This is a genomic window from Bacillus cereus group sp. BcHK124, from assembly GCF_027712065.1.
GTDB lineage: Bacteria > Bacillota > Bacilli > Bacillales > Bacillaceae_G > Bacillus_A > Bacillus_A pacificus.
In genome coordinates, this window is sequence record NZ_JAQFPJ010000003.1 from 184,843 (window position 1) to 210,242 (window position 25,400).

A 25,400-nucleotide genomic window follows, 5' to 3' on the forward strand; every position below is an offset into this window, starting at 1 on the left:
GGTGATATACAAATTACGAGATTATTAGACAGAAAATTAAGAAAAAAGAAGGGTTTTTCACATCCTTTCTATAATTATATAAGTATAATCTTTGTGTAGAAAAGAGGGGTATATATAATGGAAGTAACAAGTAAAACAGAATCTGTCATTGTGAAATATGAAGGGCACGTTGCAACGGTTATGGTCAATCGCCCAGAGGTGTTAAATGCATTAGATGAACCAACGTTAAAAGAGTTATTACAAAAACTGAAAGAAGTAGCGGAGAGTTCTGCACACATTGTTGTGTTATGCGGGAACGGCCGTGGTTTTTCTGCGGGTGGAGATATTAAATCGATGCTTTCAAGTAATGATGAAAGCAAGTTTGATGGTATTATGAATACTATTTCTGAAGTCGTTGTGACTTTATATACGATGCCGAAGCTTGTTATTAGTGCTATTCATGGACCAACTGCTGGTCTTGGATTAAGTATTGCACTAACAGCTGACTATGTGATGGCAGATATATCATCAATTATTGCGATGAACTTTATTGGAATCGCTTTAATTCCAGATGGTGGCGGCCATTTCTTCCTTCAGAAGCGCGTTGGTGAAAATATGACGAAGCAAATTATTTGGGAAGGAAAGAAATTATCAGCAACAGAAGCGCTTGATATTGGTTTAATTGATGAAGTAATCGGCGAAGATTTCCAAACGGCTGTGAAGCAAAAAATTAGTGAATGGTCACAAAAGCCAATCAAAGCGATGATTCAAACGAAGCAAATTTTATGTGAAGTAAATCGCTCCAATTTAGAACAAACGCTGCAGCTTGAAAAACGCGGCCAATATGCGATGAGACAAACAGCAGATCATAAAGAGGGCATCGCTGCATTTTTAGAAAAACGTTTACCGGCATTTAAAGGAGAATAAAGTGTAGTGGCAGTTTTACTGCCGGTTAATTTAGGATAAAGGGGAGAAAGTGCTAACACATTTTAGTATAATTGTGTTAGCACTTTTTTTTAGGAGTAATATATGAAGAAAGTTATTGGTATTATCGTTATTATTTTACTTACATATTATGCTTTGCATAGTACACCATCTCTTGCGGTACGGACTGCACTATTTTTTGAAGGGCATCCAATTGCTGTTTTCTCAGGTGAAGTGGAGAAAGAACGGGATGTGAAAAAAGAAGCGATTCCTGATGAGTACCAAACCTTATATGGAGAGAAGAAAGAAGAACCAGAGCATTATTTCTTTCCGGCAGTAAGGGCGCACGGATCAGGAATTGATATGTTAAGTGCTTGTGTGAAAAAAGAGTGGTTATTTTATCCCGCATTAACGGGCAGTAAGACCCCCACCTCAAAATTCAGCGGAAGCAAAGAAGTTAGGTTGGGGATCAACTGCCCGTAAAAGCCCGATTGGTTCAACTAATAATCAGTGGGGGATGAACAAAACCCCCACTGATTAAAGTTTCACTTTATAAGGCAGAGCTCGGCTGCTATTAAACATAGGAGGATGAATGATGTCAGCATATAACAAGTTAGTAAGAGATCGTGTTCCAGAGAAGATTTTAATGTCTGGAAAAACATATACAGCACAAAAATTAACAGGACAAGCATACATACAAGCTTTGGCGAAAATTGGAACAGAAGAAATTCGTGAATTTGCTTCTATGAAAGAGCGTGAACATGCGCTTGATTCTCTTGCGGATGCACTGGAAGTAATCATATCATTAGCGCGTGCAGAAGGTGCAACAATTGAAGATGTAGAACGTCTTCGTAAGCAGAAAGAGATAGAGCGCGGTGGGTTTGAAAGAGGTATTTACTTGTTGGATGTTTCAGAAGAATAGATTTGTAGGGAAAGCATAGCGTTACTCATTAACGAACGCTATGCTTTTTTGTTGCGATTAAGCTAATAATGAAGAAGATAGCTGTTAATACCCAGCCAATTGTAATAGAAGTAGTAGTATGAACTGCATAAGAAACTTGTAAACAAAGTAATGATGCTAGAAACCAAATGAGTGCAATGTGTACATATTTTTTTGATATATTCATATTGTATAACTCCTTTTATATACTAAAGTGAATTTTACTATAATTTAGAAAATTAAGCTATATGAGTAGAGGATTTATAGTAAATTCGGTATACTAAATAATAGGAAAAATGAGGAGGAAACGACAATGGCACATTATGCGAAAGAAACGATGGAATTGATTAAGGAGCTTGTCTCTATTCCAAGTCCATCTGGAAATACAGATAAAATTATTCGTTTTATTGAAAACTATGTAAGTGAGTGGAATGTAGAAACGAAGCGTAACAATAAAGGTGCTCTTATTTTAACGGTAAAAGGGAAAAATGATGCACAGCATCGCTTATTAACAGCACACGTTGATACGTTAGGTGCGATGGTGAAAGAAATTAAGCCAGATGGTCGTCTCAGTCTTTCTATGATTGGCGGATTTCGCTGGAACTCTGTAGAAGGGGAATATTGCGAAATTGAAACATCAAGTGGCAAGACGTATACAGGAACGATTTTAATGCATCAAACATCTGTACATGTATATAAAGATGCAGGTGAAGCGAAACGCGATGAGAAAAATATTGAGGTTCGTATCGATGAGCGCGTATTTTCAGCTGATGCAGTACGTGAATTAGGAATTGAAGTAGGAGACTTCGTTTCATTTGATCCACGCGTTCAAATTACAGAGAGTGGATACATAAAATCACGTCATTTAGATGACAAAGTAAGTGTTGCAATTCTATTAAAATTAATTAAGAGATTACAAGATGAAAACGTAACATTACCATATACAACTCATTTCTTAATTTCTAACAATGAAGAGATTGGATACGGTGGTAACTCTAACATTCCAGAAGAAACAGTTGAATATTTAGCGGTTGATATGGGAGCGCTAGGTGATGGACAAGCATCTGACGAGTATACAGTATCTATTTGTGCAAAAGACTCTAGTGGTCCGTATCATTATGCACTACGTAAACATTTAGTAGAGCTTGCGAAAACGAACAATATTGAATATAAAGTAGATATTTATCCGTACTATGGATCGGATGCATCAGCTGCGATTCGCGCTGGATTTGATGTGAAGCATGCATTAATTGGAGCAGGTATTGATTCTTCTCATGCATTTGAGCGTACACATGAAAGTTCGATTGCTCATACAGAAGCACTTGTTTATGCATATGTATTATCAGAGATGATTGCAGAATAAGAAAAGAAATAGGCTACCTCTAGTAGCCTATTTTTTATTTGCAGAGAAATCGACTTTATTTAACAAAAAGTAAGTTAATTGTAATTTGTTTTACAATATTAAGAAAGTAGGTTTACTACATAATTCGAGTATTATAAAATAATAGAGGCGCACTAATTTTTTTTGTTTGGATTTTTTGAGATTTATATATTAAGATTACGCGTTATAAAAAGATGATTGTCGAGAGGAGTATTATTTTTTATGAAGTATCGTGCAGTCGCGGCAGGTATTTTAGCCGCAAGTTTATTATCGTCTCCAGTAAGTAGTTTCGCAGCAGCGAAGAAGTTTTCGGATGTTCCTTCATGGGCGCAAGAATCAGTTGATTATTTAGTAGGAAAAAAGGCGCTTGATGGAAAGCCAGATGGAACGTTTTCTCCATCTGAAGCAGTAGATAGAGGGTCAGCTGCAAAAATTTTAGCAGTCGTTCTTGGTTTACCAATTGATCCAAAAGCAAAGCCATCTTTTAAAGATGCACAAAACCATTGGGCAGCTCCGTACATTGCTGCAGTGGAAAAAGCAGGTGTAATTAATGGGGATGGTACTGGTAAATTCAATCCATCAAGCCAAATTAACCGTGCATCTATGGCATCTATGTTAGTACAAGCATACTCATTAGATAAGAAAATTATTGGAGAACTTCCAACACAGTTTAAAGATTTGGAAACTCATTGGGGTAAGAAACAAGCTAATATTTTAGTAGCTTTAGAGATTTCTAAAGGCACGGGAAATGGCTGGGAGCCTGAAGGAACTGTAACTCGTGCAGAAGCAGCTCAGTTTATTGCGATGGCTGATCAAAATAAAACAGATACATCAAAAAGAATGTATATGAACAGAAACTTTATTACATATCATCAACCATCATTATCATCTGGTATTACTGATGTTCAGCATAAGCCACAAATGGTTGTAGTGAAAGAACAAAGAGCAGACGGCTGGTTAAAAATTGTAACAAGTAAAGGTGAGAAATGGACACCTCTAACAGAAAAAACAGAAACGATTAATGAAGGATTTACTACTTATGAAACAGCTTCACATAGTTCTAAAGTGCTAGGTACATATAATGCACAAACAGTAACGGTTATGGAAGAGAGTGGAAGCTGGATTCGTATCCGCGTAGGCGCTGGTTTCCAATGGGTTGATAAAAATCAATTAAACCCAGTAAAACAAGAGAACTTCTTAGAAGGTAAAGCAATTATTATTGATCCAGGTCACGGTGGAATTGACTCGGGTAATGTTGGTTATTATGAGAAAGAAAGTGAAACTGTATTAGATGTATCATTACGATTAAAGAAAATATTTGAGCAAAGGGCACCATTTACTGTTATGTTCACTCGTACAAATGATACACGTCCAGGAACAAGTGGTCCTGATTCATTAAAGAAACGTGTAGAGTTTGCACAGGAACATAATGGAGATATTTTTGTAAGTATTCATGCTAATGGCTCTGAATATAAAAATGGACAAGGTACAGAAACGTTATATTATCAGTCAGCAAGAGCAAAAGTAACGAATCCGCATGTAGAAGACAGTATGTTATTAGCACAAAAAATTCAAGATCGTCTTGTAGCAGCACTTGGAACAAAAGATCGTGGTATAAAACATCAGGACTTATACGTAACTAGAGAAAATACAATGCCAGCTGTATTAACAGAATTAGCATTTGTAGATAATAAAAGTGATGCAGATAAAATTGCTACACCAAAACAGAGACAAGCTGCAGCAGAAGCGATTTATCAAGGTATTTTAGATTATTACGAAGCAAAGGGTAATAACGTATCTTCTTTCCGTTAATACATTAAAAGAGATTGCCAATAGGCAGTCTCTTTTATTTATTAACGTTTCTCTTTATTTCAGGCATGTGATATCATTTAATTTTATACAAAAAAGTATTGTAATTATAACGATATAGAGGATGATCATAGATTGAATAATCATAGGAAAACACCTGCATGTATATATACGTATGCATTTCGTGAGGAGGAGCGTGCTTTATGTTACTTGGAAATGCGCTCGTTCTTTGGAATGGAGTCCCACGTTAATATTTTGAAAAGTGATGTCAAAATTGACCCGAGTAGAAGTCCTTTTATGAAAGAACGCGTTGAGGTTATGTATGAAGGAGACGACTTAGAAAGTATTTTGGAACAAGTAAAGGAAATTGAATTAGGAGAAATGACGTTTAAAGTTATCTTCGTGAAAATCAATGATCTTGAGGGAGAAAATAAAATAGAGTATGCGGAAAGACGTATCATTGAACGACGTATTGGGGATTGTATTGATGCGGAAGCAGATGTGCGCAATCCAGAGCGTACTTTTGGTATTGTTCCATTAGGCGGACGTTGGTATTTTGGACATTATGTAGAGAGTAAACCAGTTTGGTACCATCATATAAAAAAACCACGTAGCTATTCGACATCTCTTAGCACACGCGTTGCAAGATCCGTTGCAAATATTGCGGTGCCAAATCCAGAGGGAGTAAGAGCGATTGATCCGTGCTGCGGCATTGGAACGGTTGTAGTAGAAGCTCTTTCGATGGGAATTAACATCGTTGGTAGAGATATAAGCCCGCTCGTTGCGATTGGAGCGAGAGAAAATATTGCGCACTTCGGATTCGATGGGACGATAACGAAAGGTCCGATCGAGGAGATTACGGAGAACTATGACGTCGCAATTATCGACATGCCATATGACTTATTTACGCACGCAACACCAGAAAATCAGCTCTCCATTCTTTCAAGCGCACGCCGCATTGCTAAAAAGGTAGTCGTTGTCACAATGGAAACAATGGACGATATGATTCATGAAGCAGGATTTGAAATTATAGATCGTTGCACTACAAAAAAAGGAACATTTTCTAGACAAATTCTTGTTTGTGAATAAGGAAGAAAGGTCACCCGTTTGTTAAAGTAAGATAATAAATTACAGGATAGTTAGTCCATTATGAGGGCTGATTATCCTTTTTTATTTACATAATGAATGGGGGAAATAAAGATTGAATATTTAGTTTAATCAGTATAATATAGGTGTGTAATTTGAAGTGTTTGTTAGGTTTTGGAAAGAGGACAAAGTTTCGATGTGAGGACCTTAAAAAACAATTAGAGGCACTCTTAAAGATAGACAAAGGATGGGAGGGTGTTTTAATGAGAGTTCAAGAAATATGTATTGGTAATAGAAAGGCATACCTTCTACTAAATTCGGAAGGAGTACCTGTTGTATCAGTAGCTAAGTATATGAAACATCTCTATAACAATGAGAGTAAAAGTAATACTTTAAAGACATACTGTACGGCTTTAAAACACTATTTCACATACTTACAACAAATAAAAATTGATTACCAACAAGTTAATTTTGAGATTTTATCTAACTATGTGGTCTGGCTTAGAAACCCATATAGAAACAACAAGGTAATTCCTTACAAAATACCTCAAAAACATAATAAAGAAAAAGAACCCAAACAACTGACTGAGAAAACAGTAAATAACTACATCAGTGCCGTAACCAACTTTTATGACTATTTGTATCGTAGCGAGCTAATCGATTCAGATATAGTTGAAAAGCTAATGAAAAAGATGTTTACTGGTGCCGGTGGAAATGGATACAAGAGCTTTTTACATCATGTCAACGAGGGAAAACCCTACTCCAAAAATATCCTTAAATTAAAAGAACCCAAAGAAAAAATAAAGATATTTACAAAAGAACAAGTTGAAACCATCTATCATTCAACTACGAATATTAGAGATCGATTTCTAGTTCTTTTGCTTTTTGAAACAGGTTTACGTATTGGTGAAGCTCTCTCTTTATTCCTTAAAGATTTTCAATTTGATGCTAAACAAAGAAAACATAAGCTTAAATTAACAGATAGAGGAGAATTACCTAATGGTGGTAAGTTAAAAACAGGATCTCGGGAATTAGAAATTTCTCAGTCATTAATGAACCTATATGATGACTATCTGTATGAAGTGATTGATGACTATAATCCGGACCATAACTTTGTTCTTGTGAAGCTTTTTGGGAAGAATTCTGGTGAACCAATGACCTATTCGGATGTATATGCCACTTTTAAAGAGATTGAGAGAAAAACTGGTATTTATATAACTCCACATTTATTTCGTCATACTCACGGAACGATTTACTATCTCGAAACGAAAAATATTAAAATGGTGCAAGAGCGTTTGGGACATTCGCAAGTCCAAACAACAATCAATCTATATGTTCACCCTTCTGATGATGCAATCCGGGAGGATTGGGAAAAAGCAGCTCATGCGTTTAAAATTGGACCCAAAATAGATAACTAAAAGGACGACGTTGCCTTAGAAATTCCTGACGAAGCGTTTCCTTTTTAATTTAAAACTAAACGAGTGATGTAGGAGGAAAAGCTTTGAAAAAAAATATAGAAAATTACCTAATTCCGCAAAGTGAATATTGGGACTTAATCACTTCTACCCTCATCTCTTACGAGGTGAAGGAAATATCTAGCGATGGAACACTAAGAAGAAAACTTGTGAAAGATAATTATTTTTCTATTAATGATATATGGAACGTGAATGAAATTGGTCAAATTCCTAACTTTGAAGAACGCTTTAAGAAATATACGGGGACAAGAAAAGTATTAAAGTTAGCTACTAAGTGCATTACAATATCCCAAGAGTTGAAATTTGTATTCTATTGCTACCTTTTTAACGATGAGTTAAGTTTTAACACTGTATTTTGCACCTACAACGTGCATTTAAAAAATTTGATTCAATTTCTAAATGAAAAACACAATCAACTACATTCTTTACTTGATTTAAATATCGATAAAGCTGAGAAAGAGTGGGTTTTGTGGTTAAATAATAAGGGATTAAAAACTACTTCATCAAAAAAGAACCGCGATTATAAAACTAAAACACAACAAGCAACTTTCTTGCGAAGAATGTATGAGAAATTATATTATCTGACAGATACACGGGAAGAATGGGAAAAAGATAAATGGGATGCCAGGGTGTTAAATAAGAAGTATGGGATCTTATATAATACTTCTGATTCTCATTATTATATAGATTTTACAACTATTCATAATGATGTTTTTAAACAGCATTTTAAAAAATATATTAAAACTAGATTACTAGGCGGAAAGAAATTTTCGGTGGGTACAGCTATGAATTATCTAAGATTTGTTTCAAGGTTTCTAAATTTTATCAGTCAACTAGAACCTAACTGGAGTAATCTAAATATGCTTACAAGAAAACATATCGAGAACTATTTAGAGTATCTTCATTATTATGCAAAAAATAATTTGAAATATAAAAAAACTAATCCAAAGCAACATATAAATGATAGTCTAAAATGTGTTTACACCTTTTTACGTGATATCCAACGTTTTGAATACAGTATTGCACCTAAGAAATCCACTTCTAGACTACTTTATTCCGAAGATTATCCAAAATTAGATAAGAAATCCGATGATGATATTGATTACATTCCTGATTATGTATTGGAGCAATTATTTACGCACATTAACGATCTTCATCCAGATGTTCAGCCAATCGTTTGGATAGCGTACAAAACTGGTTTGCGCATTAGTGATACACTTGGTTTGACTCAAGATTCTTTGATTAAGTTAAACGGTAAATACTGGATTCAGACGGATGTTGAAAAAACTTATGTAAAAGACCATAAAGTGCCCATTGATGAACAATTAGCTAATATAGTCGCCATTTTAATCCGTAATTCTAAAGAACGCAGCAATGATGACAATAATCCCAACAAATACATTTTCGTCCGCTATAGTGGTACACGTAAGGGGCGGCCATTTATCCGGTATTGGGTACAAACAAAACTTAATGAGTTATCAGTCAAAAAGAATATTACGGATGAAACAGGTGATATCTTCCACTTTAAAAATCACGCGTTTAGACATACTTACGCAGTAAAGATGTTAAATGGCGGAGCTGATATTTTAACCGTTCAGGAATTATTAGCACACGCATCACCTGAAATGACAATGCGATATGCCCGTTTATTAGATGACACGAAGCGTAAGGCTTTTGAAGAGGTCATTAAAAAAGGTGTTTTTAGCTTTGATTTGAATGGTGAAATTCATCAGGTATCAGAGGCTCAAGACATTCCGGAAGGTATTATGGATATGATATGGAAAGACGAGAAATTAAATGCATTGGACAACCCTTACGGGACGTGTCGTGCTCGAGTTAATGGTAATTGTCCATTAGCAGTAGAGCCCCCTTGCCTTACAGCAAACGATGGAAAACCTTGTTTTGACTTATCGGTTGGTATGACAAGCTTTGATGTAAAAAAATATGAGCTACATATAGAAAGTACAATTAAAATAATTGAAGTCTCAAAGGAATATGGTCGCCAAGATATGGTCGAAGCAAACGAAAAGAACTTAAATAGATACAAAAACATTTATGAAACGATTAAAAACGGAAATGTCATTTTTGGACGTTTTGAACGTATAAAGAGGCAGTTAGAGGACAAGAAAAGGAAAGGTGTTAACCGTGGGTAATTTTAACCGTGAAGAGCAATTGAAGCAGCTACACGAAAAAAGAAAGCAAACAACCAAAGTTAAAGTTGAAGAAGCTATTAAACGCTTAACAAAGATTTCTAAGGCAATTAACTTTAACAGTGTGGCGGAAGAAGCTGGTGTAAGTAAAGCTACGCTTTATAATCACCCAGAACTTAAAGAACGTATTAAATTCTTACGGAATCAACAAGAAAAAGCATTTGTAGACTCTAGAATTAAACGAGATGAAAGTAATCAAAAAGCCATAATTGCATCTCTTAAAAGAAAGATTGAAAAGCTGGAAAAAAGAAAAAAAGAGCTCGAAGAGGAAAATAAGCGATTACGCGAAAGAGAAAACGAAAAGCTTACTGATTACTTTTCGAAGTTATAAAGCAAGACCACACATATTAGAGGATTACCAGTATTAAAAAAACAAGCTAAACAAATTCATATAGGAAAAGAATTGAGTTTTACTCCGTTAAAAGAGATCACCATACATACCATCAAACTAATAAGAATACAAGATAAAAATGAATTATATTTTTAAAAGGTGCACAACTTTTTTATTTTAAAGACATTATAAAACTTTATAATCTTACAATTATTCACATTAAATTATTTTGGAAAACAAATGATTTTTTAAGAAACTGGCTATGATTGTCACTATTATGGTAATTAACTTTTGAAGATGGATGAAAAAGTTAGAGGAAAAGTAGTTTAATATGTATTTGTAAATATTAAAAGAAATAATTTAACTAAACTGATAATATCAAAATGTTTACAAATTGAGAATTTGGAATATAATAACTTTAGAGTGAAAAAACACAGTTCGGTTGGTAGTCCGGACGCAATAATTATTTAATTATTGTCAGTAACCTTCCCCCCTGGGATGTCCATCACTCATGTAATAAACAAGGGGGATTCTCAATGAAACTTACAATTTATTTTGATGGACAATTTTGGATTGGAATTGTAGAAATGTTTGAAAATAATAAATTGAAAGTATGTAAACATACTTTTGGTTCAGAGCCAAAAGATAGTGAAATACTAGATTTTATTTTTCATGATATGGTTCCGCTATTAAAAAGTACATCAGGCGTTAAAAACTCTATTGATAAAAGGAAAAGTAAAATTATTAATCCCAAAAGATTAATAAGGTTAGCCGCCAAAGAAATGAAAAATCAAGGAGTTTCTAACAAATCTTATGAAGTATTGAGAATAGAACTAGAACAAAAAAAGAAAATGAAACAATGTATTACGCGTCAAAAGAAAGAAGAATTACTAGAAAAAAAGCGACAAATGAAAATTCAAAAACGAAAAGCAAAACATCGAGGAAGATAAAAGGTCATCTTCAAATGAAAAAGAAATTATATTCATAAAGCGAAAAAAAACGCTATATTTTTGTAGGGAAATATAGCGTTTTTTATGAATTTATTTGATTCAAGATATGTTTAAGTTACTTACTGAGCTTCATATCATTTTATATATTCAATATTTATCCCCTTTTGAATAAAGATCTAAATTTCGTTAATACTATACTTGCATCTAGATTGCCATCTTTGAGCCGAGCAGTTAGCTTTTGCTAGCTGCTCTTTTTTGTAAAAATATACGCAATGGACTGGATGCATATATAATATTTTGTGTTTCTTTCTATATAAAATGAGGTAGTCTTTACAAAAGAATGATCTCGTTAAAAGAGTATTTTATTAAGTGCTCTTTTTATGTTTTAAACTCATACAAAATGATTTTTTTATTAATTTCTTTGTCTTTCCTGCATAATGTTTTCGATTCAGTTTATACTATCACTGTAACTTATAGTTACAAAAACCAGTGCTTGATAAGCGCAGTTTTCTTTTTTTACAGAGCAGTTAGCTAATCACGCTAATTGCTTTGTTTTTTAGTTCAATTTTATTTGTATATTTATAATTCCTATAAATGAAAAAGCATGATACAATCAAGTAAAGATAAAATTCCATTCCATACGAGCCCTTATTATTATGTAAGGGCTACACCCTTATTAAAATTACGATTTCTTTCTAAAACTGGACATACCTTTTAAATATACATATAATATCACGTGGTATTCTTTTTCAATGTTAGTTTTTAAATAAAGGTTTCAATTGAATTTTTAACCTTATACAGTTCTTTTTCAAAGAGTACTATTCGAGGTGCTCTTTTTTATTACTAAATAGAGGTAGAAGGACACTCCCATCAATTTAAGAATATTAACTTCCTCAATTATAAAGAAACAGTATTCTCTTTAAACAAAATAAATTAGAAGACGTTTTTATGGATCTTTCGATTCGAAGTGAACTCTAATTATTTGCTGAAGAATTAGAGCGATATCTTACCCCTTTATTTTTAAAAGAATTTGCTAGAAAGTTAGCTTTTGTATAACGGAAACGTAAGTTTTCAGGTCATTATGTGACTACTCACAATATAAAAAGCTCAAATTCTAAAGCGTTTAAGTTAAGTTTTTTTGATTACAACTTAAACAGCTCTTTTTTATTGAATGCGTGTCTTATTTTGGGATGACAGGGACCCAAAGTTCATGTCTCGGCTTATGTTTCGGACCGTAATAACATTCAATGCACGGTAAATTGGCAAGTTCATACTCAGAAGTTGGGACCCACTCGGAATATAATCGTTTCCATGCGTCTACTATATTCGGGAAAACTACCCATGTACTTGCGGGAATAATTAGTGTTTCCATATTAGCTGATACCTCCCCATCATATCTTACACCCATAAAATAAGAAAATTCTTCATCTTTTATGGCAGCTTCCTTCCCACAAACCCCTAAAAGACTTTCAAGCGTGCACTTTGGATTTTCCCATGACATATCTATTAATTCTTGCATAAATCCGTCTTTTTTCGCAGTGTTCCAAAGTGTAGGGATTTTTTTAAAGGCGCTGCTTGTTTTTACTGGTTTACTCTTTCCTACAATTCTTAACTCAAAATCGAGGTTTTCAATTCTGTACTCCATCTCGGTATCTCCTTTAATAGAAATTTGGAAGGAAATCTTCGGAAAGGCTTTTAACTGTACTCCTTTATTACGAGCATTAGAAGGGGTTATTCCATGCATTTTTTTAAAAGCACGTGAGAAAGCATCAGAAGAAATATAACCATATTTAATTGCCACATCAATGATCTGAATGTCACTTTTTTGAATTTCAAATGCTGCAAGTGTTAAACGTCTTCGTCTAATATATTCTGAAAGCGACACACCTGAGATTGAAGAAAACATTCTTGAAAAATGAAACTCAGAGCAATTAGCTGCCTTTGCAATCTCCTTATAATCTATCTCTTCATCCAAACTATTCTCAATATAGTCCAATGCGTTATTCATTCTTTTTAGCCAATCCATAATTTTACTCCCTTTCAAATATTTAATTTAATACATAATAGATAATAATAACCGACATTTCATGCCTAAAAATGTCGGTACAAAAAATATATCCTTAAATTGAATGTAACATAAGGGTTACCTATTTGTTCTCTGATATTTATATAGTCTTTTTAATTCTAGGGATCACTAACATTTTAGAAAAAAACAGGCTTAGCATATTAGAATAAGAAAAGAGTCCTATTCCCTTCGTTAAGAATAACTGTTTACAGTTAGAGGTATTATACAGCATGGTTTATTAAGACGAAATCAGTACGCTGAATATTACCAATAAAAATTGAAGTTTCAACTAATGAAAAAATAATAGTCCTTCTTTCCAATCTCTTTCATTTTTTAGTTTCTTTTTAAATAATTTGAAAATATCTTCATAAACTAAACTTACTTGTATTTCATAGGAGTGTATTAGTTGTGAAAAAAAATTGGATATTCCTCATTTTCTTTATGGTTTCTTTTTGTTTCAAACCAATATCCATATATGCTTTTACAGATAGTCGTAAAGCATATGAAAGAACAGGGAAAGTAATTTGGGAAGTAAATACAAAGGAAAAAATAGTTGCACTAACATTTGATGACGGTCCTCATCCTGTTTTTACCCCTCAAATACTTGATATATTAGCTAAATACAATGCGAAAGCAATTTTTTTCGTAGCGGGTAATAAAGTTAACAGGTTCCCAGCTATTTTAAAGAGACAAATAAAAGAAGGACACGAAATTGCGAATCATACATATACTCACATTTATGATAAAAACATTACTGCAGCTAAATTAACATCAGAATTAAATCAAACGGATGAAATTATCAAGCGGATCACTGGTTATAAACCAACTCTGTATCGTCCAGTTGGAGGGCTTCATAACAATTTAATTATTAATACAGCTATACAAAATCGCAAGCTTGTGATCTTGTGGTCATGGCATCAGGATCCACAAGATTGGAGGAGTCCAGCAGCTAGCAAAATCTCGAGGTATATAACGAAAGGTGTTAAACCTGGTAATATCATTCTACTTCATGATTGGAATGGTAGTGAATTTTCTAAGATATCTCAGACAGTTGAAGCATTAGAAAGTATCATGAAGTATTTAAACAACAATGGATATAAATGTGTCACAGTATCTGAATTGCTCTATCGTTCCATAAAAAGTATGCCTCCTTTTTTTGATCCTTTATATCAGTGAATTTGGGGTTATTTATTACCTATTTTAAAAATTTATTGTACTGGGGTAGAAAGAGTAACCATGCCGTGAAGCGCAAAGTAGTTCCTATAGAATATATAAAAAAGAAACACAAAGTTTTTTACTTCTGTGTTTCTTCTATAATTTCTTTAATAGTCATACATGCGTAATGCAATCGAGAGCTTTTTTCTAATTTTGGCCTACCTATAACTTTTGCCACGCTTCTTACTTGCTTCTAATCCTTCTACTTGTTCTTAATGAATTTTGAAACAACGGTTTCTTTTGTGATTTATAGTATGTATAAACACTACATTGAATAAATCTTTTTAAGAGAAGAGAGGTGTATTATGTAAACAGATGCTTTACTTCTACCCCACCACAATTAAGCTTAGAAAAGCAAATACCCCAAAATGAGAAAATGTACATTTTTTGTTTTATGAGTGTAAAAAAATCTTAAGTTGATAGGTGTGGAGTCCCGCCGCATAATAAAAAGGCAGAAACATTTTGTATATATCAAATATGTTCCTACCTTTGATTTTATTGTGTTTAAGTTCTATGACCTAAATATAAAACAGAGGTGACCTTTTTTATGGTGGTTTGATGTGTGATTGGTTGGTGGAATGGAGGAGGAATTTGGCGAAATTTGTCGGTAAGTCGATATTCCATGTCGAATCGTCGATAAATTTAAAAAATCGCCGATATATTGTGTGGAATCGCTGATATATTCCGAGAATCGTCGATATCGTTACATTAGTATATTACTGTTCTTTTAATTTCTCTTGTTGTGCAAGTAGTAAATTGCGCAAGATGTGTCCACGGTAACTTTCTAGTTTGCGACCTTCATGATAGCGCACGCCTAATTTTTTTAATTCAGCTACGTACCAGCCTTTTGTTCCGTAGTACATTGGATCACTTCCTTTTTGCTTTTGAACAGTATATGTTGGGGATGGAAGTAACTTTCCATTGAAAATAATAAGCCTGGCTGTATCAAGTGGTTCCATAAAATGGATTCCGGATTGTGTATAAAAAAATAGACAGTACTGTATGCTTTTTCAAACAATGTATACAAATTTATCCCGCATTAACGGGCAGTAAGACCCCCCACCTCAAAAGTCAGCGGAAGCAAAGAAGTTAGGTGGGGGATCAACTGCCCGTAAAAGCCCGATTGGTTCAACTAATAATCAGTGGGAGATGAACAAAACCCCCAATGATTAACGTTTCACTTTATACCCTATGCGTTGGCATGATATTTGCTATGAAAAGAGTATTAACATATAGGGGAGAGATAGAAATGAAGGTTAGTAAAGTGTATACGACAATTGATGCGCACGTAGCTGGGGAACCGCTTCGAATTATTACGGGTGGTGTGCCAGAAATAAAAGGAGAAACGCAGCTAGAAAGACGTGCATATTGCATGGAACATTTGGATCATCTTCGCGAAGTTCTTATGTATGAACCGAGAGGACATCACGGTATGTACGGTTGTATCATTACTCCGCCTGCCAGTGCTCACGCTGATTTTGGTGTGTTATTTATGCACAATGAAGGATGGAGTACGATGTGTGGACACGGCATTATTGCTGTTATTACAGTCGGAATTGAGACAGGTATGTTTGAAGTGACAGGTGAGAAACAAAAGTTCATTATTGATAGCCCTGCTGGGGAAGTCATTGCGTACGCAACATATAGGGGGAGTGAAGTAGAGTCCGTATCATTTGAAAATGTTCCTTCATTTGTATACAAAAAAGACGTTCCTATTAAAATAGATGACTATGAATTTCAAGTAGATATCGCATTTGGCGGAGCATTCTACGCTGTTGTGGATAGTAAAGAATTTGGTTTGAAAGTTGATTTTAAAGACTTAGCTGCTATTCAAACGTGGGGCGGTAAAATTAAGCACTACATCGAGAGTAAAATGGAAGTAAAGCATCCACTTGAAGAAGGGTTAAAAGGAATATACGGCGTTATTTTCTCAGATGAACCGAAAGGGGAAGACGCAACGTTACGAAATGTAACAATCTTCGCTGATGGGCAAGTAGACCGTTCTCCTTGCGGTACAGGAACTTCCGCAAGAATCGCAACTCTTTTTGCAAAAGATGCTTTACAAAAGGGAGAAATTTTCGTCCACCAATGTATTACTGACGGGAAATTCGAGGGAGAAGTATTGTCGGTAACAGCGGTACATACATATGAAGCTGTCGTTCCGAAAGTAACGGGGCATGCATTTATTACAGGATTTCATCAGTTCGTTGTAGACCCGAGAGATGATTTGAATCGGGGATTTTTGTTAGGATAGAAGGAGGAGGTGGAAATATATGCTAGTCATAAGCGCGAACGAACAACGAAACTTAGTAAATATGAATGAAGTCATTGCATATGCGGCGCTTGCCTTAAAAGAGTTTTCCGCAGAAAGAACAATCACGCCAATTCGCGGTTCATTACCATTTGCGAACGAGCAAAATACGGCATTAATTATGCCTTCAGTCGCAGAAGGGCTTGAGGCACTTGGTTTAAAAGTAGTAACAGTAGTCCCCGAGAACAAAAAGATAGGAAAGAAAACGATAAACGGGATTGTGATGCTATCAGACTTTCAAATGGGAGAACCGCTCGCACTGTTAGAAGGATCCTACTTAACGATGATTCGAACAGGCGCCTTATCCGGAGTAGCGACAAAATATTTAGCTCGTCATAATGCAAAAACTTTATGCATCATCGGGACAGGTGAACAGGCAAAGGGAATTGCTGAAGCTGTATTTGCGGTTAGACATATTGAAAAAGTCATTTTATACAATCGAACAGAAGAAAAGGCGTATGCATTCTCGCAATATATACAAGAGAAATTCAATAAACCTGCGTACGTTTACACAAGTGCAAATGAAGCAATAAGCGAAGCAGACATCATCGTCACAACTACGAACGCATCCACACCAGTCTTCTCAGAAAAACTACAAAAAGGCGTCCACGTAAACGCCGTCGGTTCATTCAGGCCAAGTATGCAAGAACTACCATCTCACGCCATTGCTAATGCAAACAAAGTAGTAGTCGAATCAAAAGAAGCAGCATTAGAAGAAACAGGAGACCTTCAAGTTCCGATACAGGAAGGTTTATTCAAACCTAGCGACATCCATGCCGAACTTGGTCAAATCATAAGCGGAGAAAAAGCAGGCCGCGAAAGTGATGAAGAGATTACTATTTTTAAATCGGTTGGTTTGGCCGTAGTGGATATTATTGTTGCGAAGTATTTGTATGAGAGAGCGGTGGAGCAGGGGATAGGGAGTAGGATTGAGTTTTGAGGGGCTGCCTTTTGGTGGTCTTTTTTTGTTTGGGGTGTTTTATACGGTTGTGGAATTGGTTGCTTAGAGAGAGGGGATAATCACGAAGAGAATGATAAAAGGTGAGATTTATATTCGGATGGAAAATTAAAGTCTTATATAGAAAAATATTCAGAAAATTTAAAATTCTATAAAGTGAAAATTGAAACTTGGAACAACAATGAAAAAGTTTTAGATAATACAGTTCAACTAGAAGCAAAACATTTTGAGAAAGAAGAAAAAAAGGAAGATGAGGGGTTATTGAGCTCGTTAAATCCATTTAGTGTAAAAACTGCAAGTGCAGGAGGTTCTTTTGTAGATTTTCTAAGAGGTTTTAACAATTGCTTAGCATCTCAAGGAATTGCTGCATGGGATATTCTGCAGCCGGTATTGCTTGGGACCCGCAGCTGTATCAGCTTGCTACTATGGGTTATCTTTCCTTACAGGTGGAGTAGTTGGATATTGTTGGACAAGCGCTAAATATTATCAGTAATGAAAAAGATAGCCGTTATGGCTAGGGACTAACCCTTAAAAAACACTTACGTGTCCTTAGGATTAGTCCCTTTTATTATTTGGAAAATAAATCATCTATTTTTTTTACATTATGAACTCGGCGAGCTAATTGTTTCATCTGATTTGGATCATCAATTTTGTTTAATTTTGTTCGTAGCTCTTCGTTTTGAGTATCGAGGTTCTTATCTTGTAAGACATCGTATATAAGTTCCTTGAACGCTTCAACACGTACTTTACGTTCTTTAACAGGACTCCACAATGTATTAATCATATTATCCACCTCCTTTTTTATTATATGATATTCACTGTTTTTTTGAAATACATGCTCCGTAACATTTGTTAATACAATAAGCATTTTATCCGTATCGTCAAATGTTAATTCATCTCTATTATAATAACCTATAATAATTTCAACTAAAATTTTCACCTCATCTTGAATCTTATCCAAGATTGCGCGGATTTCCTCATCTCTATTTTTAGATGGCTTTCTATCCAAAATTTTATTTAAGTTTTTTCGGTAATTAAAAGGCTGTATAGGTAATAAGGCATATAAATTTCTTTTCATTAATTGATTGACATCCTGTTTCCAATACTTTTCTACAGGTACTTGATAATGGAATCCCCCGCTTGTAAAATGCAATTCCATGGAAAGAAAATCTGGAATTTTTTCATCTTCTTCAATAAAAAGAACTAACTGTCTTGGAAAGACGAACTTATCATAAATACCTATCGATTTCTGGCACTCTTCTGCAATACAACAGCCATAATCAAACATTCGATAAGGCATGGTTGAATCATTTTTTAATTGAAATTCTAAATGATAATGAAAAACATCATCATTGTTTTTAACTTGAAGAACTTTATCTGATCGCTTCGTTTGATAACTATTTGTTAGACGTTTTTGAGTATACTCGACATTAAGATGTGTAATAGTCAGTTGGTCGTGTAGTTCAAATGCTTCATGAAATAGTCCGTTAACTAAATGAATGGTCGGTTTTCTTGACAAATGAAATAAAATTTTTAGCATTTCATCCATTTGAACAGAAAATTGTGTGGACATGGTATATTAGTTCCTTTCTTCTTGTTAACATTTTCTTGTTTTTACTGTGAACTCCCCAATTGGTCAAGCTTTTTCTTTTCTATAGTTATTTTCTATGTAATAAGTTGAATTCCTTTGATAAGGAAATTATGTTTTTCATAAGAGTTAGGTGTATATAAAACATCCATTCGATTCTTTCGATTATAACAATCATTTAAGAGAAATTTTTTAGGCTACTAGTTTTTTAACTTATTTTGCTCTTCGCATCAATATCGTTTATCGCAAGAATGCATAAATAGATTTCAAACCTTCTAGTTTTACAAAAAAGTTTGACTTTATATAGGGGTAGTGGTAATTTAAAACTTATAAGAAAACTCGGGATTAATTCCGAGTTTTCTTATGGGTATAACTAGTTTGAGGGGGCCGAAAGATGAAACGGAAATTATTTGCATTACCATTTGTCCTAATACTACTTATTGCATTAGCGGCTTGTTCTGGAGGAAAAGATTCTTCGAAGCAAGCGGGCACTAGTAAATCAGGGACTCCGAAAGATGGAGGAACGTTAACGATTGGTGTTAGCGATAACCCAGAGACGATGAATCCGCTTTATGCGAATGATCGTGTGTCGTTAACTGTGCAGCAAGCTTTATATGCACCGCTGTATCATATGGAAGACGGTAAGAAAAAGTTTGTTCTTGCTGAAAGCTTTACGCCTTCAGAGGATCAATTAACGTGGACATTGAAGTTAAAAGATAATTTGAAATGGCATGATGGTAAGAAAATTACATCAGACGACATAGCATTTACATTCCAATCTATTTTAGATGAGAAGCAAAATAGTTCAAGTCGTGAAAACTTTGTTTTTAAAGGAAAACCGCTTGAGGTGAAAAAAGTAGACGAGTTAACAGTTCAATTCGTTTTACCACAAGTAAGCGCATCTTTTGAAGGTGTGATGAATGATTTCTTCCCAATTCCGAAACATGTATTTGAAGGGGAAGCAGATTTAGCGAAGAGTAAGAAAAACTTACAGCCTGTAGGATCAGGTCCATTTAAGTTTAAAGAGTATAAATCAGATGAGTACGTTGCATTAGATCGATTCGATGATTATGTAGGTGGTAAAGCGAAATTAGACTCTATCGTATATCGCGTTGTAAAAGACCGTAATACAGCAAATGTTTCACTACAAAATGGCCAAATCAACATGAAGATGATTGAGCCGCAAGATTTTAAGAAATTAGATAGCACAGGGAACTTCTCAATGGTGACATTCCCTGAAGGTAGATTATTCTACTTATCTTATAACCAAAATACAGATCTAATGAAGAAAAAAGAAGTGCGCCAAGCAATTGCGCATGCGTTAGATAAGAAAGAAATGATTAACTCTGCATTCGTTTCTAGTCAATTTGCAGAACCAGCAAATTCAATTTTAACGCCGGATGCTATGTATTATGCGAAAGATATTAAAGACTATAAGTATGATAAGAAAGAAGCGAAAGATTTATTAGCGAAAGCTGGCGTGAAAGATAAAGAAAAAGTACGCGTCATGTATGTAACGAATAATAAAATTATGGAAAGCTTAGCGCTTTATACACAACAAAAATTACAAGAAGTTGGCTTAGAAGTTGAACTGAATGCATTAGATGCTAGTGCAGCAAGTGAAAAAAGCTTAGATAAAGAGAATAAAGAATTCGATATTACATTCGGTGGTTACATAATGGGACCTGAGCCAGATTCATATAAGAGCTTATTCTTAAGTAATGCTGAATACAACTATGCACGTTATAAAAACGCTGATTTTGATAAGTTATGGGAAGAAGCTGCAGTTGAAACAGATAAAACAAAACGAGCAGAACTATACCATAAAATTCAAGAGACAGCTAGAGAAGATTTACCTTATCTACCAATTGCGTATCCGAAAGCGGTTATTGCAGTAGATAAAAAGTTTGATGGATTAAAAGAAGCAAAAGCAATTCCTGTAACAATGTTTGAAGATTTATCTAAGATTTATGAAGTGAAATAAGAAACAAACAGTAAAGAAGCTGGTGGAAATCAGCTTCTTTAGCTTGAGGGGGGAATTTTGTGTATAAAGTAATTGCGAAGAGGCTTTTAAATGCAATTCCGCTTTTATTTGTTATTTCTATTATCTCTTTTTTATTAATAAAACTAGCACCGGGTGATCCTGTTCGAAACTTTGTCACGCCGAATATGAGTTCAATTGATGTTGAGCGTATTCGTAAAAGTTTAGGGCTCGATCAACCAATTTATATGCAGTATATTTTATGGTTAAAAAATATTGTAACAGGGAACTTTGGTTATTCACTTCAAAACCATCGTCCAGTTTTAGATCTTATTGTAGAAAGGTTACCTGCGACAATTGGCTTAATGGGATCGTCTTTACTCGTCTCATTTGTAATTGCAATCCCGCTTGGACTATTTACAGGTGTGAAAAAGAATTCTATCTTTGATCGCATTGTAAACTTTATCTCTTATGTGGGAATCTCAATGCCAGTCTTTTGGTTCGCTTTACTATTAATCTATTTATTCTCTTTAAAGTTGAACCTTCTTCCAAGTATGGGCATGCGTACAGTCGGCCGAGATTCCTTCTTGGATATTGTGCAGCACGGTATTTTACCTTGTATGGTGCTTGCGTTCCAAAACGTTTCTGTTTATATGAGATATATTCGTTCCAGTACAATTCAACAATTAGAAGAAGACTATGTACAAATTCAATATGCGTACGGTGCTTCGAAGAAAACCGTTTTATTTAATCACGTACTTCGAAATGTATTAATACCAATCATTACAATTTTCGGATTATCTATTCCAAGTTTAGTAGGCGGAGCGTTCATTACGGAAACAGTATTCTCATGGCCGGGTCTTGGTTCACTTGGGGTAAATGCTATTTTTAGATTTGATTATCCAATTATTATGGCAATTACATTACTATCATCCTTCATGTTAATTCTCGGTAACTTAATTGCTGATATTTTATATGGCGTAGTAGATCCGCGCATTCGAATGAGGGGGTGATTTGGAATGAATAATAGGAGATTTCAAACGATAAAAAGTAGTTTTACGAAAAATAAGTTTGTACTAATGGGAGTTATTATACTGGCGGTTTTAACGATTGCATCGATATTCGCATTTGTATCACCGTACGATCCTAGTAAAATGTCGATTCCAGATCGCTTACAAGAACCGAGTATGAGTCATCCTTTCGGAACGGATGATTACGGAAGGGATTATTTGACGAGGGCGTTATATGGTGGAAGAGTTTCACTTGCGGTCGGTTTTCTAGCGATGGTTGTTTCTATTACAATCGGTACCGCAGTTGGAACAATTAGCGGATATTTTGGCGGAAAGTTAGACAACTTTTTAATGCGAATTGTTGAAGTACTTATGTCAATTCCATCATTTTTCTTAATGCTGTTATTAAATGCTTATTTAAAACCAGGGATTACGACGTTAGTTCTTATTATTGGATTACTAACATGGATGGACACCGCTCGTATTGTAAGGGCAGAAACGCTATCCGTAAAAGAGCGGGAGTATGTTTTATATGCAAAAGTATCAGGACAAAAATCACTCACAATTATTGTAAGACATATCATTCCAAACATTTTATCAACCATTATTATCGCTGCGACATTAACAATTGCGACATCGATTTTAATGGAATCATCACTCAGCTTCTTAGGGTTAGGTATTAGAGAACCAGACTCTTCTTGGGGCAGCATGCTAAACAATGCGCAAGGATATATTGGCGAAGCTTGGTATTTAACATTCTTCCCAGGATTCCTTATTCTTTTAACGGTACTTAGTTTTAACGTGATTGGTGAAGCATTGAAGAAAGCTTTCGCGCCAAAAGGGGCTGGAAATGAAAACTAAAGTGTTACGTGAAAGGAGTGAGAAGCGTGTCTGAAAAACTATTAGAAGTGAAAAATTTAAAGACTTCTTTTTTCATAGAAAGCGGCGAAGTGGAAGCTGTTCGAGGCGTTACATTTCGTTTAAATAAAGGGGAAGTAGTTGGTATCGTTGGGGAATCTGGAAGCGGAAAGAGTGTAATGGCGAAGTCCGTTATGTCTCTCGTTGCGTCACCAGGGAAAGTGAAAGAAGGGGAAATCCTTTTTCATAATGAAGACATACTTTCTAAATCTGAAAAAGAATTGCGTTCTATTAGAGGAAATCAAATTTCACTTATATCCCAAGATCCAATGTCTGCGCTAAATCCAGTCGTGAAAATTGGGAAGCAAATGACGGAGGTAATTATACGGCATCAAAAAGTGAAAAAGAAAGAAGCGGAGCATATTGCGGTCAACTTGTTAAAACAAGTCGGTCTTTCTTCACCAGAAGAAAGGATAAAACAATATCCGCATGAATTAAGTGGCGGTATGAAGCAGCGGGTTATGATTGCGATGGCGATGTCTTGTAATCCAGACCTTCTCATTGCGGACGAACCGACGACAGCGCTTGATGTAACGATACAAGCACAAATACTAGATTTAATGAAAAACTTAAAAAACGAAACGAACATGGCGTTACTTCTTATTACGCATGACTTAGGAATAGTCGCACAAAACTGTACACGCGTTATCGTTATGTACGGTGGTCTTATTATGGAAGAAGGACCTGTACTTGATATTTTCCAATCACCGAATCATCCATATACAAAAGGGTTATTAAACTCTTTACCGAAAATATCGAACGGTGTAAAAGAAAGACTCGCGCCCATTCAAGGTGTAACGCCAAACTTATTAAACCCGCCAAAAGGTTGCCCATTCGCAGAGCGTTGCCCGCATGCGATGGACATTTGTGAAAAAGAACGTCCGCCATATTTTGAAATTGGAAACGAAAGACGTTCTATGTGCTGGTTAAACGATAAGACAGTAGGTGATTCCCATGCGTGAAGAAAACTTAATTGAAGTTCGGAACTTAAAAAAGTATTTTCCTATTAAAAAAGGACTATTCGGCAGAAAAACAGAGCAATTAAAAGCAGTCGATGACTTAAGCTTCACAATTAAAAAGGGTGAGACATTCGGGTTAGTAGGAGAATCGGGCTGCGGAAAATCAACGACAGGAAGAAGTATCATTCGTTTACACGACGTTACTTCAGGTAACGTTTTATTCGACGGAAAAGATATCGCAAGTTTAAAAGAAAGTGAACTAAAAGAATATCGAAAACGAATGCAAATCATTTTCCAAGATCCATACGCATCATTAAACCCGGCAATGAACGTATTCCAAATTATTAGTGAGCCAATGAACATTCACGGATCTTATGAAAAAGAAGAACAAAAAGAAATCATATTAGACCTGCTCAAAAAGGTAGGCTTAAAAGAAGAACATTTATATCGCTACCCGCACGAATTTAGCGGGGGTCAGCGCCAGCGCATCAGCATCGCGCGCGCACTATCTGTAAAACCAGATTTCATCTTATGCGACGAACCGATCTCAGCACTAGATGTCTCAGTTCAAGCACAAGTTGTAAATATGCTGCAGGATATTCAAGAAGAAACAGGAGTCACATACTTATTTATCGCACATGACCTATCTATGGTAAGACACATATCAGATAGAATCGGAGTCATGTACTTAGGAAACATAGTAGAAATTGCCGACAGCGAAGACCTATACACAAAACCGGCACATCCATACACACAAGCACTACTCTCATCCATGCCAGAACCAGATCCAACAAACATAGGCAAGGAACGGATTATCCTAGAGGGAGAAGTACCAAGCCCACTCAACTCACCATCCGGCTGCAAATTCAGAACACGCTGCAAATTCGCGACTGAAAAATGCGCACAGGAAGTACCGAAGATGGTGGAGATTGCGAAGGGGCATGAGGTGGCTTGTCATTTGTTTTAGAGAGGGGAAAAGCACTGGGGGGACCTGGTGCTTTTTTGTTTATATAGATAATATTAAGGATAGTTTTACAATTTACTTGAAAAATAACTTCCCCTTATAAGTTTCTATATAGATGCGCCCGTCGTCTTCTTCTTTTATTTCGCTATCAAAATGTTTTATCCAATCAACAATGCCTCGATCACTTTTTGTGACATTTTCTCTTACATATAGATATGAATGAATTGATTTATAAAATGTATAGTTAGTTAAAAGCCTTTGACCAAGAGAAATAGGAGTATTTGAATTTGGAGTCTCCTGAATTATATATGGAGATGGGAGAATGTTATTACTGTTAACATATACA

Annotated in this window: 22 protein-coding genes and 1 pseudogene; 19 read left to right on the forward strand and 4 right to left on the reverse strand. The window is 35.1% G+C overall.

The annotated features are described in order from the left end of the window. Window positions 1–117: 117 nt before the first annotated feature. The 3 genes and pseudogenes from PDK19_RS07765 to PDK19_RS07775 all read left to right on the forward strand — a co-directional run bounded on the left by PDK19_RS07765 (window position 118) and on the right by PDK19_RS07775 (window position 1,825). The gene (locus tag PDK19_RS07765; protein WP_000454174.1) at window positions 118–906 is read left to right on the forward strand and encodes an enoyl-CoA hydratase; all 789 of its coding nucleotides are present in this window, start codon (window positions 118–120) and stop codon (window positions 904–906) included. A gap of 102 nt (window positions 907–1,008) precedes the next feature. Beyond that, window positions 1,009–1,320, forward strand: a pseudogene (locus PDK19_RS07770) (hypothetical protein); the annotation flags it as partial. 178 nt (window positions 1,321–1,498) lie between these two features. Beyond that, window positions 1,499–1,825, forward strand: coding sequence for a nucleoside triphosphate pyrophosphohydrolase (locus tag PDK19_RS07775; RefSeq protein ID WP_001277353.1), 327 nt, complete (start codon window positions 1,499–1,501; stop codon window positions 1,823–1,825). Between the two features lie 28 nt (window positions 1,826–1,853). Here PDK19_RS07775 and PDK19_RS07780 read toward each other — a convergent pair whose 3' ends face one another. Then, the gene (locus PDK19_RS07780; protein WP_001027096.1) at window positions 1,854–2,030 is read right to left on the reverse strand and encodes a hypothetical protein; all 177 of its coding nucleotides are present in this window, start codon (window positions 2,028–2,030) and stop codon (window positions 1,854–1,856) included. A 126-nt stretch (window positions 2,031–2,156) separates the two neighbouring features. Here PDK19_RS07780 and PDK19_RS07785 point away from each other — a divergent pair, with 126 nt between their 5' ends. The 7 genes from PDK19_RS07785 to PDK19_RS07815 all read left to right on the forward strand — a co-directional run bounded on the left by PDK19_RS07785 (window position 2,157) and on the right by PDK19_RS07815 (window position 11,085). After that, on the forward strand, window positions 2,157–3,206 hold the full coding sequence (locus tag PDK19_RS07785) for a M42 family metallopeptidase (RefSeq protein WP_000951653.1): 1,050 nt from the start codon (window positions 2,157–2,159) through the stop codon (window positions 3,204–3,206). 240 nt (window positions 3,207–3,446) lie between these two features. Further along, window positions 3,447–5,036 (forward strand): N-acetylmuramoyl-L-alanine amidase, encoded by a 1,590-nt coding sequence (locus PDK19_RS07790; protein ID WP_000877251.1) that lies wholly within the window; start codon window positions 3,447–3,449, stop codon window positions 5,034–5,036. Between the two features lie 132 nt (window positions 5,037–5,168). Beyond that, window positions 5,169–6,122: a TRM11 family SAM-dependent methyltransferase gene (locus PDK19_RS07795; RefSeq protein WP_001059298.1), complete on the forward strand. Its 954-nt coding sequence runs from the start codon at window positions 5,169–5,171 to the stop codon at window positions 6,120–6,122. Window positions 6,123–6,382: 260 nt separating this feature from the next. Next, window positions 6,383–7,537 (forward strand): tyrosine-type recombinase/integrase, encoded by a 1,155-nt coding sequence (locus tag PDK19_RS07800; protein WP_001265869.1) that lies wholly within the window; start codon window positions 6,383–6,385, stop codon window positions 7,535–7,537. Window positions 7,538–7,620: 83 nt separating this feature from the next. After that, window positions 7,621–9,747, forward strand: a complete 2,127-nt coding sequence (locus PDK19_RS07805) for a tyrosine-type recombinase/integrase (RefSeq protein WP_000739305.1) — start codon at window positions 7,621–7,623, stop codon at window positions 9,745–9,747. Continuing rightward, window positions 9,740–10,135, forward strand: a complete 396-nt coding sequence (locus tag PDK19_RS07810) for a DUF6262 family protein (RefSeq protein WP_000526290.1) — start codon at window positions 9,740–9,742, stop codon at window positions 10,133–10,135. Before PDK19_RS07805 ends, PDK19_RS07810 begins: the two co-directional genes overlap by 8 nt. 536 nt (window positions 10,136–10,671) lie before the next feature. Next, window positions 10,672–11,085, forward strand: coding sequence for a YjdF family protein (locus PDK19_RS07815; protein WP_000778908.1), 414 nt, complete (start codon window positions 10,672–10,674; stop codon window positions 11,083–11,085). A gap of 1,180 nt (window positions 11,086–12,265) precedes the next feature. Here PDK19_RS07815 and PDK19_RS07820 read toward each other — a convergent pair. Next, complete coding sequence (locus PDK19_RS07820; protein WP_000383890.1) at window positions 12,266–13,111, reverse strand: AraC family transcriptional regulator; 846 nt, start codon at window positions 13,109–13,111, stop codon at window positions 12,266–12,268. 447 nt (window positions 13,112–13,558) lie between these two features. On the opposite strand from PDK19_RS07820, the gene PDK19_RS07825 reads away from it, so the two are divergent. Further along, the gene (locus PDK19_RS07825; protein WP_000742568.1) at window positions 13,559–14,326 is read left to right on the forward strand and encodes a polysaccharide deacetylase family protein; all 768 of its coding nucleotides are present in this window, start codon (window positions 13,559–13,561) and stop codon (window positions 14,324–14,326) included. A gap of 755 nt (window positions 14,327–15,081) precedes the next feature. On the opposite strand, the gene PDK19_RS07830 is transcribed toward PDK19_RS07825, so the two are convergent. Beyond that, complete coding sequence (locus tag PDK19_RS07830; protein ID WP_000433493.1) at window positions 15,082–15,324, reverse strand: YflJ family protein; 243 nt, start codon at window positions 15,322–15,324, stop codon at window positions 15,082–15,084. Between the two features lie 242 nt (window positions 15,325–15,566). Here PDK19_RS07830 and PDK19_RS07835 point away from each other — a divergent pair, with 242 nt between their 5' ends. The 3 genes from PDK19_RS07835 (at window position 15,567) to PDK19_RS07845 (ending at window position 18,114) form a co-directional block, all read left to right on the forward strand. After that, on the forward strand, window positions 15,567–16,619 hold the full coding sequence (locus tag PDK19_RS07835) for a proline racemase family protein (RefSeq protein ID WP_270706944.1): 1,053 nt from the start codon (window positions 15,567–15,569) through the stop codon (window positions 16,617–16,619). A 19-nt stretch (window positions 16,620–16,638) separates the two neighbouring features. After that, window positions 16,639–17,616, forward strand: coding sequence for an ornithine cyclodeaminase family protein (locus PDK19_RS07840; RefSeq protein ID WP_000960296.1), 978 nt, complete (start codon window positions 16,639–16,641; stop codon window positions 17,614–17,616). A 174-nt stretch (window positions 17,617–17,790) separates the two neighbouring features. Beyond that, window positions 17,791–18,114: a hypothetical protein gene (locus PDK19_RS07845; RefSeq protein WP_014893271.1), complete on the forward strand. Its 324-nt coding sequence runs from the start codon at window positions 17,791–17,793 to the stop codon at window positions 18,112–18,114. Between the two features lie 88 nt (window positions 18,115–18,202). Here PDK19_RS07845 and PDK19_RS07850 read toward each other — a convergent pair whose 3' ends face one another. Continuing rightward, the gene (locus tag PDK19_RS07850; RefSeq protein WP_074567690.1) at window positions 18,203–19,207 is read right to left on the reverse strand and encodes a hypothetical protein; all 1,005 of its coding nucleotides are present in this window, start codon (window positions 19,205–19,207) and stop codon (window positions 18,203–18,205) included. A 409-nt stretch (window positions 19,208–19,616) separates the two neighbouring features. Between PDK19_RS07850 and PDK19_RS07855 the strand changes: the two genes are divergently transcribed. Genes PDK19_RS07855 through PDK19_RS07875 form a run of 5 tightly spaced genes read left to right on the forward strand, consistent with a single transcriptional unit; the run spans window position 19,617 to window position 25,057 of the window. Beyond that, window positions 19,617–21,206, forward strand: a complete 1,590-nt coding sequence (locus tag PDK19_RS07855) for an ABC transporter substrate-binding protein (protein ID WP_074615246.1) — start codon at window positions 19,617–19,619, stop codon at window positions 21,204–21,206. 59 nt (window positions 21,207–21,265) lie between these two features. Then, window positions 21,266–22,216 (forward strand): ABC transporter permease, encoded by a 951-nt coding sequence (locus tag PDK19_RS07860; RefSeq protein ID WP_049113203.1) that lies wholly within the window; start codon window positions 21,266–21,268, stop codon window positions 22,214–22,216. A 6-nt stretch (window positions 22,217–22,222) separates the two neighbouring features. Then, window positions 22,223–23,074 carry an ABC transporter permease gene (locus PDK19_RS07865; RefSeq protein WP_270706884.1) on the forward strand — a complete coding sequence of 284 codons (852 nt, stop codon included), beginning with the start codon at window positions 22,223–22,225 and terminating at the stop codon, window positions 23,072–23,074. Window positions 23,075–23,100: 26 nt separating this feature from the next. Next, window positions 23,101–24,093: an ABC transporter ATP-binding protein gene (locus PDK19_RS07870; protein ID WP_049113201.1), complete on the forward strand. Its 993-nt coding sequence runs from the start codon at window positions 23,101–23,103 to the stop codon at window positions 24,091–24,093. Then, window positions 24,086–25,057: an ABC transporter ATP-binding protein gene (locus tag PDK19_RS07875; RefSeq protein ID WP_049113200.1), complete on the forward strand. Its 972-nt coding sequence runs from the start codon at window positions 24,086–24,088 to the stop codon at window positions 25,055–25,057. Before PDK19_RS07870 ends, PDK19_RS07875 begins: the two co-directional genes overlap by 8 nt. The last annotated feature ends 343 nt before the right edge of the window (window positions 25,058–25,400 follow it).